Origin of the sequence: Mesorhizobium vachelliae (assembly GCF_033977325.1) — a bacterium.
In the GTDB taxonomy this organism is placed as follows: domain Bacteria; phylum Pseudomonadota; class Alphaproteobacteria; order Rhizobiales; family Rhizobiaceae; genus Mesorhizobium; species Mesorhizobium vachelliae.
In genome coordinates this window covers 177,258-190,888 of the sequence record NZ_JAVIIR010000007.1, presented here as the reverse complement: position 1 = coordinate 190,888, position 13,631 = coordinate 177,258, and the positions used below count along the sequence as shown (strand labels likewise).

Sequence of the window (13,631 nt, the reverse complement as noted above, 5' to 3'; positions counted from 1 at the left end):
AAAGATTCTAAGCCCTCAACCTTTCATTCTTCGGATCCCACAGCGGCTCGTCCTTCTGGACGACGGCTTTGAAACGATCGCCAAAAATCTCGACCTCGACAGCCGTGCCCGGTTCGGTCAGATCGGCGCGCAGCATGCCGAGCGCGATCGACTTGCCGACGCGGTGGCCCCAACCGCCCGACGTCGTCTCGCCGACGATCCTGCCGTCATGCCAGAGCGTCGACATATAGGGCGCGTCGCAGTCGCCAGGATTTTCGACGACCAAAGTGACGAAGCGCTTCTTCACGCCCTGCTGCTTCTCATTGAGCAAGGCCGCCTTGCCGCGGAAGTCCGGCTTGTCCCATTTGACGAAGCGCTCCAGCCCGCCCTGCAGGATCGAATAGTCGGTCGACAGATCGCCCTTCCAGGCGCGGTAGCCTTTCTCCAGCCGCAGCGAATCCAGCGCATACATGCCGAATGGTTTCAGGCCATGTCTCACGCCAGCGGCCCAGACGGCCTCGAAGACGGTAGTGGTGTCTGTAACCCTGGTGTGGATCTCCCAGCCAAGCTCGCCGGCGAAGGAAACGCGCACCAGCTTTGCCCGGCGTCCGGCGATGATCGTGTCCTGATGCGTCAGCCAGGGAAGTGTCAGGTCGGCGGCGCATATCTCGGCAAGGATGTCGCGCGAATTCGGGCCGGCGAGGATTTGCGTCGAGTATTCTTCGGTATGGTCGGTGAGCGTGAAGGCCGCGTCGGCGGGCATGCGCGACTTCAGCCATTCGAAGTCGTGCCACTGCGCGACAGCCGCCGTGATCAGCGTCATCCGGTCCTCGCCATGGCACATGACCGACATTTCGGTGACGATGCGTCCCTTGTCGTCGGAAAAATAGACGAGGCCGATGCGGCCGGGCTTCGGCACCAAGCCGGTGACCTGGAGCGACAGCCAGTCAGCGGCGCCCGGGCCTTCGAGGTTGAAGCGCGAGAAACCGGGCAGGTCGAGGATGCCGGCTGCGTCGCGCACGGCCAGGCATTCCTCGCGCACGCGCTGCTGCCAGGGCCCATCGCGGCGGAAGGTGAGCGTGGACTCCTCGGACGTATCGTCGCCGGGCTTCGCATACCAGGTGGCGCGCTCCCAGCCATTATAGGCATCGAACTGGCCGCCCAGCGCCTTGATGCGCTCATGCAGCGGCGACAGCTTACGGTTTCGGCCCTCCGGCCAGGCATGGCGAGGGAACTGGATGGCGTATTCGTTGCCGTAGATCTCCATGCCCTTGGCGACGCAATAATCGGGCGCCGAGGCGAAGCTGGTGAAACGGCGCGGATCGCAAGACCACATATCCCATTCGGTCTGGCCTTCGGTGACCCATTCGGCCAGCACCTTGCCTGCGCCGCCGCCTTGCGCGATGCCGAAGGTGAAGATGCAGGCCTCGAAGGCGTTCGGCACGCCGGGCATCGGCCCGATCAGCGGGTTGCCGTCCGGCGCGTAAGGGATCGGTCCGTTGATCACCTTGGAGAGGCCTGCGGTGCCGAGGATCGGCACGCGGGCGACTGCGTCGGCGAGATAATGCTCGAGGCGATCGAGATCGTCGGGGAAGAGCTGGAAGGAAAAATCCTCCGGCATCGGATCGTTGTGGGTCGCCCAATGCGCGCGGCAATTGCGCTCATAGGGGCCGAGATTCATGCCGCTCTTTTCCTGGCGCAGATAGTAGGACGTGTCGACGTCACGCAGCAGCGGCAGCTTGTGACCCTGCTCCTTCGTCCAGGCGGCCAGCTCGGGGATCTCCTCGAACAATATGTACTGATGGCTCATCACCATCATCGGCACGTCGCGGCCGAACATTTTGCCGACCTCGGCGGCGCGGTAGCCGGCCGCGTTGATGACGATCTCGCAGCGGATCTCGCCATGCGGGGTGGCGACTACCCATTCGCCGTTCTCGCGGCGTACGCCGGTGACCGGGCAGAAGCGGATGATCCTGGCGCCCATGTCGCGCGCGCCCTTGGCGAGCGCCTGGGTCAGCTGCGCCGGGTCGATGTCGCCGTCGCTCGGATCATAGAGCGCGCCCTTCAGCTCATGCGTCTCGATGAAGGGGTAACGGCGCTTGATCTCGTCGAGACCGACGACGTCGATATCCATGCCCTGGTAGCGGCCCATACCCTTGGCGCGCTGGAATTCCTGCATGCGCTCATTGGTGTGGGCGAGCCGCAGCGATCCTGTGACATGGTAGTTCATCGGATAGTCGACCGCTTCGGCGAGCCCCCGGTAGAGCTCGGTCGAGTAGCGCTGCATGTTCATCAGCGACCAGGACGAGGAGAAGGTCGGCACGTTGCCGGCGGCATGCCAGGTCGAACCGGAAGTCAGCTCGTTCTTCTCCAGGAGCACGCAGTCGGTCCAGCCTGCCTTGCAAAGGTGGTAGAGCGAGGAGCAGCCGACGACACCACCTCCGATGATCACCACACGTGCCGTGGTCGGCAAACCCGCCATGTTTCTTCCTCCAAGCTAAGCGCTTCGCGCTTCGATTTTTGTTTGATGCATGTCGTCATCCCAAAACGCTTCGCACTTTGGGCGACATGCATTGATCAATAGACAGGCGGTGAAACCACCCAAATGACAACCGCCGGCTCGATGCCAGGGTTGCGCCAGCGGAACGGCTTGCCCTCGAAGCGGAACGAGTCGCCTTCGCCGAGACGATGCCAGACGCCGTCGATCTCGATCTCGAACGCGCCCGAAGCGACATAGCCCGCTTCTTCCGTCGGACGGCGCGCTTCCGTCTTCAGCTCCGCGCCCGGCGCGAAGACCGAGCGCAGCATCTCGAAGCTACCGCCCAGGTCGGGCGACAGAAGCTCCTCCACGAGGCCGGATTCATTTGTGCCAAGCGAACGGCGGCTGCCGGCGCGCACGATCACGCCACGCTCCTCTTCGACCGGCACGTCATGACTGAAGAAGAGGCTGATCGGAACATCGAAGAGGTCGGCGAACGCCCGCAAGTCGCCGACCGAGGGCACCGAGAGGCCACGCTCGACCTGACTGACCCAGCCGACCGACCGGCCAAGCTTGAGGGCGATCTCGGCCAGGGTGAGGCCACGCGCCTTGCGCAGCGCGCGGATGTCGCCGGCCAACAGCCGGTCGCCATTTTCCTGCTCCGATCTGGCCGTGGTCGAGCTCAAAGGCTTCTCGTGAAAAAATCCGGATAAATTTCATGAAGCGGTAAATTCATGAAAAAATCAAGGGGATTTTCATAGGCCACAAGATTTGCTTGCGCGATTTCGGCCGTTGATGCAAAGGCTCGCGCACGAGCGGCGAGTGGGGCGTCCGGTCGGGGACCAGTTTAGCTTAGAGTCTGCGGATGGTCGTCAGGAAAACCGTGTTTGCGGTTTCCGGCCATGCGCAAAGGGACGGCCCATGCTTGAGAAGAACATCCGGACCGCATCGGAAGCGGCGATCGTCGACGAGGCGATCATCTCGCGCCGGTCGGTGCGCGCTTTCCTGCCCGACATGGTTGACGACGAGACGATCCGCGCGATCCTTGCGGTCGCGGCGCGCGCGCCGTCCGGCACCAACATGCAGCCCTGGCGCGTCTATGTGACCAAGGGCGAGGTCAAGCAGCGTATCAGCGACGCCATCCTCAACTCAGGCATTCGAGCCGAAAAGGCGGAGTGGGACGAGTACCGCTACTATCCCGATCAGTTCTTCGAACCGTATCTGACCCGCCGGCGCGCCAACGGCTTCGGGCTTTACGGCGCGCTGGGCATCGGCCGGCGCGAGGTCGATAAGATGAGGGCGCAGCACGATCGCAACTTCATCTTCTTCGACGCCCCCGTCGGCATGATCTTCACGATCGACCGGCGACTGAACCAGGGCTCCTGGATCGACTACGGCATGTTCCTGCAGAACATCATGGTGGGCGCGCGGGGCAGGGGATTGCATACATGCCCCCAGGCGGCCTTCGCGCCCTATCACCGCCAGATCAGGCCGGTTCTCAACATTCCCGACGAGGAGATCGTCGTCTGCGGCATGGCGCTCGGCTACGAGGACACGTCCAAGCCCGAGAACGAGTTCCGCACCGACCGCGCGCCGCTCGAGGACTGGGTGACGTTCGCGGAATAGGGGCGCCGAATTCTTCGGCCTGTCAGTCCGTGCTCATATGTGCGCCATGGCCGCTGACATGCGCGCCGTCCTGCGGCGTCAGCCTCAGATAGGCCGATAGCGCGCAAAGCGTGATCAGGCCTTCGACGACGAACAGGATACGATAGTCGTTGATGCTGGCCTTGCCGCCACCGGCAAGCAGCGACAGGAGCGCCGACGCGAGGCCGACGCTGATCGCCACCGCAAGCTGCCACAGGATGTAATAGAGCGCGCTGAAGCGGGCGAGCTGCTCCGGCGCGATATCCGAATAGGAAAGATTGCCGGTGGAGGCCCATTGCACCGAGCGGAAGACGCCGAAGGTGAAGATGTAGGCCAGCACGATCCAGGCCGGCAGGCTCTCCTGCATCAGGGCGAAGCCGGCGACCAATAGGGCGACGATCGGCGTATTGGTGACCAGCACGCGCTTGAAACCGAAGCGGTTCAACAGGCGCGGCATGAAGAAGCGCATGAGCAGGGATCCGATCGCGGCGACGAAGGTCAGCGACCCCGCCTGCACCGCGCTCATGCCGAAGCCGAGCTGGAACATCAGCGGCAACAGGAAAACCACCGAGCTCAGGCCGATCGTGTCGAGGCCGCCGCCGGTGAGGAAGGAGATGCGGAAGGTGCGGATGCGCAGCAGGTTGAGATCGAGCAGCGGGTTGCGCGCGCGCAGGCAATAGAAAGCGGCGACCGCCAGGATGACGATCGCCAGGCCGAGCTCGATGCCGATGAGGCTGCTCGCGGCATCCTTGGCGGCAAGCGAGTCCATGCCGAAGACCAGCAATCCCATGCCGCTGCCGACGAGCAGGAAGCCCGGAAAATCGAATGGCGTGCGCACCGGCTTGGTCGTCGTCGGAAACAGGGAGGCAGCCAGAAGCGCTGCGGTCAGCGCGATCGGGATGTTGATGTAGAAGATCCAGCGCCAGGAGACGTAGGTGGTCAGCGCGCCGCCGACGAGCGGCCCGACCAGCGGCCCGGATTGGCCCGCCAGCGAGATATACATGTTGATCTTCAGCGTGCGGTCGCGCGGGAAGCTCGACAGGATCACGACCTGGCCAAGCGTGCCCATCAGCGCGCCGCCGCAGCCCTGCAAGGCGCGCGAGCCGACCAACATCCAGATGTTTTCCGAAAGGCCGCACAAGGCCGAGGCGCTGGCAAAAACGAGCAGGGCGAAGCAATAGACGTTGCGTAGCCCAAAACGGTCGGCCAGCCAGCCGCCGAGCGGCATGGTGATGATGAGGCTCGCGACATAGACGGTGATCAAAAGGCCAAGCTGGCTTGGCGGGCGATCGAGGCTCTCGCCGATGCCGGGCAGCGCGGTGACCACGACGTTCTGGTCGAGACTGGTCATGAACACGCCGCAAGCGACGGTTGCCGGCAAGAGCATCGACGGACCCTCCGCCGGAGCAAAGCGGGTCGTGGCCGTCGCCGAAGTCTCAACAGTCATGGAAGGGTATGGTCGAACTGGTTGCCTGAGCGGGCGTTTGCCGTGGCAAACGCCGATGTTTCCTATCTATCGTCCCTGCTGGCCCAACGCTCAAGCAGCAGTTGTAGCCGTCAATAGTGCCAGACAAATCAGCTGGACCAATTCCTGCTCTGCAACGACGGGCTACTGCACCTCGTAGCCAACTTCTTCGCTGGCGTGGCACAAGGCCTTCCAGAACGAGCGAGCGAAAGAGCGGAAGACATAAATGTCGAACTGATCGGCGCCGCTGCGCTGGATCTGGGCGAAGATGTCGTGATGGTTGGTCGAACGGCCGGCGCCGAGCGGGAAGGCCGGCAAGGCGAAGTCGATGGCGAAGAACTTCGCCATCACCCATTCAGCTTTCGGGCCGGCGATGCGGATCGCGGTGCGGCCATGTGAAAGGTCCGTCAGCGTGCCGACGGCCGGCGTGATCGATCCGGCAAAGGCCTGCGCCAGCCCTTCGGCCTCATCCACCAGGGTGAACTTTCCCGGCGCGAAGCCGAAGGCGGCGCGGGCGCCGCCGCTCACGCCGCCACCGGCGCCGTCAGGCAAAGCGAGACCGGTGACCTTGCGGATAATCTCGATCAGCCGCTTCTCTTCACCCGGCCACGCAGCGAGCTGCAGGATCGAGCCTGGCCGCGTCTCGGACAGGATGACATCGACGCCATGCTCGAAATTGCCATGCGAGCCCGGATGATAGTCCGGCTCGAGCGGCGATTGGCGTTCGGGCAACTGGTGCTCAGCCATGCATGCGGCTCCCGTCCGGATCGTAGAAATGGTTGGAGACGATCTCGACCGGCCCGAACCGGTTGCGCAGCGGGTCGGAGACGAACGCTCGGGTCCCATGCCTTGCCTTGCCGCCGGCGACCAGCGCCAGTGCGATATATTTGCCGAGCGCCGGCGAATAGCAGCAGGCGGTGATGTGGCCGAGCGAGTCGTGCGGATTGGCCTCGTCCAGTTCCTCGACGATATGTCCGCCGCCGTTGAGCGGCCGGTTGTCCAGGGCGATCAGGCCGACCAGCTCGAGCCGGTCGGGGGCGATCAGGCCTTCGCGGTCCATCATGGCCGAGCCGATGAAGGGCTTCTTCTTCGACAGCATCCAGTCGAGATGGAGGTCGCGCGCCGTGGTGCGACCGTCGATCTCGGCGCCGGTGACATGGCCCTTCTCGATGCGCATCGTGCCCAGCGCCTCGAGCCCGTAGGTGACCAGGCCGAATGGCTTGCCGGCCTCTATCAGGGCTTCCCAGACGCGGGTGCCGTAGCCGGCGCCGGAATAGACCTCGAACGCCATCTCGCCGGAGAAGGACAGCCGGCAGATCATCACCGGCACCCCGGCGATCCGGCCATGGACGATGCCCATGAAGGGTAGCGCGGCGTTGTCGACGGCGGTACCGGTGACGCAGGAAGCAAGGATGGCGCGCGCGTTCGGTCCGCCGATCGCAGCGCCCGCCCATTCGTCGGTGACCGAGGTGACGGTGACCTTCAGCTCCGGCCAGATGACGTCGAGGAAATATTCCAGATGCTGCATCACCTTGCCGGCATTGGCGGTGGTGGTGGTCATCAGGAATTCCTGCTCGCCGAGCCGCCAGGTGGTGCCGTCGTCGAAGGCAAGCCCGTCCTCGCGCAGCATCAGGCCGTAGCGGGCCTTGCCGACAGCCAAGGTGGAAAACATGTTGGTGTAGACGCGGTCGAGGAACTCCGCCGCGTCCGGTCCCTGCACCGCGATCTTGCCCAGCGTAGAGACATCGACGATGCCGGCGCTGTCGCGCGTAGCTCTTGCCTCCCGCACATAGGCCTGCTCGACGGTCTCGCCCGGAAGGCCGTAGATCATCGGGCGGTACCACAGGCCGGCCGAATACATCCTCGCGCCATTGGCGAGGTGCCAGTCATGCATCGGCGTCAAACGCTCGGGCTTGAGGTCGCCGAAGCGTTCAGCCGCGAGCGAGCCGATCGACACCGCCGTGTAGGGCGGGCGAAAGCGCGTCGTGCCGACTTCGGGGATCGGCTTGCCGAGCGCCTCGGCCATGATGGCCAGGCCCGGCACGTTGGAGTTTTTGCCCTGGTCGGTCGCCATGCCGAGCGTGGTGTAGCGCTTCAGATGCTCGACCGAGACGAAGCCTTCGCGATGCGCAAGGCGCACGTCCTCGGCGGTGACATCGTGCTGGAAGTCGACGAAACTCTTGCCCTTGGCCTTGATCTCGAAGACCGGCGCTGGGTCGGGATCGCCGGGGGCTGCCTCGACAACGGGCAGGGGGGCGGATGACGCTGCGCCGCCGGCGGCCTGAAGGCCAGCCGCGCGACCTTCAGCAATGGCTTCGGCAGTCGAAAAACTGCCGGTGAAGGCGCCGGCGCCGATCCAACGCTGCGTCGGCTTCGGCGGCAGGAAGGCTTGTCTCGCCGGATCCCACTCGGCCTTCGCGCCGGCCTGGCTGGCAAGGTGGATGGTCGGCGACCAGCCGCCCGACATCAGAAGGCTGTCGGCATGGATGCTGCGCTCGTCGCCGCTCAGCGCACCGCTCATGGCGTCGAAGCGCTGCACCTTGAGACCGGCGGGCACCTTGCCGCCCTCCGTTGCAACCACGGCGTGACCGGCAAGCAGCTCAGCCTCCGCATCGCTCGCCAGCCGGCGCATCTCGTTCGAGATGTCGGCGCGGACATCGATGATGGCGACCACCGCGGCCCCGGCCTTCTTCAAGGCAACGGCCGAGCGGTAGGCGCTGTCATTGTTGGTGAAGAGCGCGATGCGCTGTCCAGGCAATACGCCATATTCAATTGCATAGCGTTCGGCCGCATGCGCCAGCATGACGCCAGGACGGTCGTTGCCCGGAAACACCAGCGGCCGTTCGAAAGAGCCGGTGGCGAGAACCACCGTGCCTGCGCGGATCGCCCAGTAGCGCTGACGCGGCTCGCCCTTGGCGGCCGCTTCCTTGTGGTCGGTCACCCGTTCAAGCGCGGCAAGCGTGTTGCCGTCGTAATAGCCCCACACCGTCGTGCGCGGCAAAAGCCGCACATTGTCGTTGCCTTCGAGCTGGCTCACCATGCGCTGGGCCCAGTCGGCGGCCGGCATGCCGTCGATGGTTTCGCCCGACCAGTTGGCGGAGCCGCCGAAATGGGCTTCGAGATCGGCAAGGATGACGCGGGCGCCCTGGTCGGCAGCAGCCTTCGCCGCCATCAGGCCAGCGGGGCCGGAGCCGACGACCAGCACGTCGCAAAATGCGTTCATGCGCTCGTAGCGCGCTGGGTCGGGAGCGGTGCCGGCCTTGCCGAGGCCGGCGGCGCGACGGATGAAATGCTCGCAGAACATCCAGAAGCGCGTGCCCTGCAGTGGGCCGATCACCGGCCCCATGAAGGTCTTGTAGTAGAAGCCGGCCGACAGGATCTTGCCGCCGAGCTGGTTGAGGGCGCCGACGTCCCAGGCAAGCGAAGGCGAGCGGTTCTGGCTGACGGCGACGAGCCCGTCATAGATCTCGACCATGGTGGCCGGAATGTTGGGCTCGCGCACCTCGCCGCGCAGCACCGTCACCAGTGCGTTGGGCTCCTCGACGCCGGCGGCAAGCAGGCCGCGCGGGCGGTGATATTTGAACGAGCGGCCGAACAGCGTCACGCCATTGGCAAGCAGCGCCGAGGCCAGCGTGTCGCCGGCATGGCCGGTATAGGGCGCGCCGTCGAAAGTGAAGCGGATGGTGTGCAGCCGGTCGATCCGGCCGCCGGTCTCGGTACGGCGCGGGCTCACGGGCGGCCTCCGGCCTTACGCGCGCCGTGGGCGAATTCGGTGTTCAAAATCTCATGCGTCACGGTGTTGCGAACGACGCGCAGATGGGACCGGCAACCGCCGGAATGTTGCCAGATCTCGTTGTGGTCGCCAGCCGGGTTCAGCCGGTCGTAGACATAGGCGTTCCAGGCGTCGATATTCTGCGAGGCGGGCTGCGGCCGCTCGCGGTTGCCGTCGCCCTGGTAGGTGAATTCGATGACGTCGCGCGGGCCGCAATAGGGACAGGTGATAAGCATTCTTATTTATCTTCTTGTTTGACCATGATCTTTTCCAAAAACCGGCGTCCACTTTTTGGGATCATGGTCTAGTGCAGCCGCGGGTTCGCGCCCTGGCCTTTGTCGTCGATGATCAAGCCACGATAAAAGCGGTCGAGCGTGAAGGGCGCGTTGAATTCGTGCGGCTCGTCCTTGGCGATGGTGTAGGCAAAGCACCAGCCGGAGGCCGGCGTCGCCTTGAAGCCGCCGTAGCACCAGCCGCAATTGAGATACATGCCCGGCAGCGGGCCGGTGGTGATGATCGGCGAGCCGTCCATCGTCATGTCGCACAGCCCGCCCCAGGAGCGCAGCATGCGCACGCGGGCCAGGCCTGGAAACAGCGCCAGCATCTCGCTCATCACCTCATCGACGATCGGCAGGCTGCCGCGCTGGGCATAGCTGTTGTAGCCGTCGAGGTCGCCGCCATAGACGAGACCGCCCTTGTCGGATTGCGAAATGTAGAAATGGCCCATGCCGAAGGTGAGAACGGTGTCGACGATGGGTTTTAGCGATTCCGAGACGAAGGCCTGCAGCACATGGCTTTCGATCGGCATATGCGAAATGCCGGCAAGCTGCATGACATGACCGGTGCTGCCGGCAACCGCAAGCGCGACCTTCTTGGCGCGGATCTCGCCGCGCGTCGTCGAGACGCCGGTGATGCGCCCGCCGTCGCGCAGGAAGCCGGTGACCTCGCAATTCTCGATGATGTCGACGCCGCGCCGGTCGGCGCCGCGCGCATAGCCCCAGGCGACCGCGTCGTGACGGGCGGTGCCGGCGCGCGGCTGCATCAGCCCGCCAAGGACCGGAAAGCGCGCCGAACCGGACAGATCCAGCGCCGGCACAAGCCGCTTGATCTGGTCGAGGTTCATCAGCTCGGCATCGACGCCGAGATGGCGCATGGCGTTGCCGCGCCGGGCGTAGTCGTCGAGCTGGGCGGGTGTGTGCGCGAGGTTCAGGCAGCCGCGCTGCGAGAACATGACGTTGTAGTTGAGGTCGTGCGACAGGTTCTCCCACAGCTTCATCGAATGTTCGTAGAAGCGGGTGTTCTGCGGCAAAAGATAGTTGGAGCGCACCGCGGTGGTGTTGCGGCCGACATTGCCGGAGCCGAGCCAGCCTTTTTCGAGCACCGCAACATTGGTAATGCCGTGCTCCTTGGCAAGGTAATAGGCGGTCGAAAGACCGTGGCCGCCGCCACCGATGACGATCACGTCATAGGAAGCCTTGGGGTCCGGCTTGCGCCAGGCGGGCTTCCAATCCTTATTGCCGGTCAGCGCGTTCTTGAGCAGCGAAAAGGCTGAATATTCCGCCATTCTTCCTGTCGTCCTTTTGATGCGAGGCGGCAGACTATAGAGCAGGCGGGGAGCGCAAAGCCAAGATTACGCCATCGCTTTTCGCCAGGCCGACTCTCGCCGATGCGATCGGGACGGCTTGCCGCCCGATATGCCGGTCTTTATCAAAGGCGGAAATTTCGAGGATTTTTCGGCCGCGAATCGCCAACACAGTCATGTTCTTCCGCCTGCTGCGCCTGATCCTGGTCGTCATTGTCGCTGTCTTCGGGCAGCCGGCGCTGGAGGCGTCGGCGCAGGCGATCGGCCATGGTTCGTCGCAGCTCATCGCCGATCAGACCAAGGCCATCCAGGATCTGACAACCAAGACCGACGGCCTGGAAAAGAAATTGAGCGAGCCAGACCAGGACGATGCGGGGCTTGTCGACATCCGGTTGCAGCTTGAGGACATTTCGCGCGCGGCGCTGACCAGCGCGCTGGCATTCCGGCAGCGTCTCACCGACATCAATAACCGGATTCAGGTGCTCGGCGCGCCACCGGCGCAGGGGCAGCCCCCCGAGCCGGTGATCGTCAGCAACGAGCGCAGCGCGCTCGCCTCGGAAAAGGCTCAGATCAACGCGGTCGTCGCCAGCGCGCAAAACCTGTCGATCCGCGTCAACGGGCTGGTCGACAAGATCGCCGTCATGCGCAGCGAGCTTTTCCGCAGCGTCATCACCAAGCACTATGACCTGACCGAGGCGTTGAGCCCGCAGGCCGTTTCCGACGCGCATGACCAATTCACGGGCCTCTACAATGCGGTGTCGTCCTGGGCGAGTTTCGCCGTCAGGTTCAAGTTCCAGGCGATCCTCGCCGCGACGCTCATGGCGCTGGCGCTGGCGGCCGTGCTGCTGATTGGGGGCAGGCGCCTGTTCGGCCGCATATTCGAGGCCGACCCGACGGTCGAGGACCCGTCCTATCTCAGCCGGCTGTCGGTGGCCTTCTGGTCGACGCTGCTGCCGACGCTGGCGCTCGGCGTCTTCTTCGCCTCGGCCGTGTTCTTCTTCAACTATTACAATGTGCTGCGTGGCGATATCGGCACCTTCCTCAACGCCTTGCTGACGGTGATCGGCATGGTGTTCTGCGTCAACCGGCTGACCAACGCGGCGCTCGAGCCGCGCCTGCCCCATTGGCGCCTGATCCCGGTCGAGACCGGCCCGGCGCGCTGGCTCGTCGGGCTGACGACCGCCATGGCGCTGGTGCTCGGCTTCAATTACTTCCTGTCGGTCGTCAACGAGAAGATGGGTTCGCCGCTTTCGCTGACGATCGGGAGGGGCTTTGTCGCCACCATCATCGTCGGCGTCATCCTGATCCTGATGGGACTGCTGCGGCCTTTCAAGGCCGCAGACGGCTCGTGGCGCCCCTGGCCGGCATGGCTTCGCTTCATTGCCATCGGGCTCGGCCTGTTCACCATGGCGACGGCGCTGCTCGGCTATATCGGCCTGGCGCTTTTCGTCTCGTTCCAGGTCGTGGTGACCGGCACCGTGCTGGTGACGGCCTATATCGGCTTCCTGTCGGCCCGGGCGATCGGGGAGGAGGGCGGCTTCGCCGATACTTCGGTAGGGCGATGGCTTTCGGAAAACTCCAGCTACGAGGATACCGCTCTCGACCAGCTCGGCCTGGTGGTCAGCATCGCCATCAACCTGATGATCGTGGTGGTGTTCCTGCCGCTGATCCTCTTGATGTGGGGCTTCCAGCCCGGCGATATCGAGGCCTGGGCCTACAAGCTGGCGACAGGGGTCACGATCGGTTCGGTGACCATCTCCTTCCTCGGCATCCTCAGCGGCATCGTCGTCTTCGTCATCGGTTATTTCCTGACACGCTGGTTCCAGGGTTGGCTGGACGGCTCGGTGATGGCGCGCGGCAAGGTCGATGCCGGCGTGCGCAACTCGATCCGGCTGGGCGTCGGCTATGCCGGCGTGGCGGTCGCCGGCCTGGTCGGTATCTCGGCGGCGGGCATCGATCTCTCCAATCTGGCGCTGGTTGCCGGCGCGCTCTCGCTGGGTATCGGCTTCGGCCTGCAGAACGTCGTGTCGAATTTCGTTTCAGGCCTGATCCTGCTTGCCGAGCGGCCGTTCAAGGTCGGCGACTGGATCGTCGCGGGCGACGTCAGCGGCACAGTGCGGAAGATCAGCGTGCGCGCTACCGAGATCGAGACCTTCCAGCGGCAGGCGGTGATCCTGCCCAACTCGAATCTCATCAACAATGCGGTCGGCAACTGGACACATCGCAACAAGCTCGGGCGCATCGACATCAAGATCGGCGTCGCCTATGGCAGCGACGTCAAGCGCGTCCATGCCATATTGACGGACATTGCACGCGCCCATCCGATGGTGCTGAAGAATCCCGAACCGTTCGTCCTTTTCGCCAATTTCGGCCCTGCCGCGCTCGAATTCGAAGTCCGGGTGTTCGTCGCCGACATCATGAACGGCAGCGTCGTGCAGAACGATATCCGCTTCGCCATCTTCGATATCTTCGGGGAGGAGCAGATCGAGATACCGTCGACGCCGCGCGCGGTCGTCGAGAGCAAGAAGCACGAGGCCTGGCCGATCGACGACGACAAGATCGAGGCCGAATTCGCCGAACGCCAGAGGCTGGAAGCAGAAGCCGCGGCCGAGCGGGAACGGCTGGCCAAGATGAAGCGCAGGGGTCGCAAGCCCGACCCGACCTAAAGCGCTTCATCGTTCCGCGGAAACGGCAAACGTTCCATGTCCCG

At 64.4% G+C, this 13,631-nt stretch carries 9 protein-coding genes; 2 read left to right on the top strand and 7 right to left on the bottom strand.

All coding sequences use genetic code 11. The features are described 5' to 3' along the window. Window positions 1–7: 7 nt before the first annotated feature. Both RFM41_RS16785 and RFM41_RS16780 read right to left on the bottom strand, forming a co-directional pair. Complete coding sequence (locus tag RFM41_RS16785) at window positions 8–2,461, bottom strand: GcvT family protein (protein ID WP_320248310.1); 2,454 nt, start codon at window positions 2,459–2,461, stop codon at window positions 8–10. Window positions 2,462–2,556: 95 nt separating this feature from the next. After that, complete coding sequence (locus RFM41_RS16780; RefSeq protein WP_320248312.1) at window positions 2,557–3,144, bottom strand: helix-turn-helix domain-containing protein; 588 nt, start codon at window positions 3,142–3,144, stop codon at window positions 2,557–2,559. 235 nt (window positions 3,145–3,379) lie between these two features. Between RFM41_RS16780 and RFM41_RS16775 the strand changes: the two genes are divergently transcribed. After that, on the top strand, window positions 3,380–4,084 hold the full coding sequence (locus RFM41_RS16775) for a nitroreductase (protein WP_320248314.1): 705 nt from the start codon (window positions 3,380–3,382) through the stop codon (window positions 4,082–4,084). A gap of 22 nt (window positions 4,085–4,106) precedes the next feature. Here RFM41_RS16775 and RFM41_RS16770 read toward each other — a convergent pair whose 3' ends face one another. From RFM41_RS16770 to RFM41_RS16750, 5 genes are all read right to left on the bottom strand, one after another. Next, window positions 4,107–5,489 carry an MFS transporter gene (locus RFM41_RS16770; protein WP_320248316.1) on the bottom strand — a complete coding sequence of 461 codons (1,383 nt, stop codon included), beginning with the start codon at window positions 5,487–5,489 and terminating at the stop codon, window positions 4,107–4,109. A 222-nt stretch (window positions 5,490–5,711) separates the two neighbouring features. After that, window positions 5,712–6,299, bottom strand: coding sequence for a sarcosine oxidase subunit gamma family protein (soxG, locus tag RFM41_RS16765; protein WP_320248779.1), 588 nt, complete (start codon window positions 6,297–6,299; stop codon window positions 5,712–5,714). Between the two features lie 7 nt (window positions 6,300–6,306). Beyond that, entirely contained in the window at window positions 6,307–9,300 is a 2,994-nt protein-coding gene (locus RFM41_RS16760; RefSeq protein WP_320248319.1) for a sarcosine oxidase subunit alpha, read from the bottom strand. Continuing rightward, window positions 9,297–9,575 carry a sarcosine oxidase subunit delta gene (locus RFM41_RS16755; RefSeq protein WP_320248321.1) on the bottom strand — a complete coding sequence of 93 codons (279 nt, stop codon included), beginning with the start codon at window positions 9,573–9,575 and terminating at the stop codon, window positions 9,297–9,299. The genes RFM41_RS16760 and RFM41_RS16755 overlap by 4 nt, the downstream gene beginning before the upstream one ends. 68 nt (window positions 9,576–9,643) lie before the next feature. Beyond that, a complete protein-coding gene (locus tag RFM41_RS16750) occupies window positions 9,644–10,903 on the bottom strand; it encodes a sarcosine oxidase subunit beta (RefSeq protein WP_320248322.1) in 1,260 nt (419 codons plus the stop codon). A 194-nt stretch (window positions 10,904–11,097) separates the two neighbouring features. Here RFM41_RS16750 and RFM41_RS16745 point away from each other — a divergent pair, with 194 nt between their 5' ends. Continuing rightward, complete coding sequence (locus tag RFM41_RS16745; RefSeq protein ID WP_320248323.1) at window positions 11,098–13,587, top strand: mechanosensitive ion channel family protein; 2,490 nt, start codon at window positions 11,098–11,100, stop codon at window positions 13,585–13,587. The last annotated feature ends 44 nt before the right edge of the window (window positions 13,588–13,631 follow it).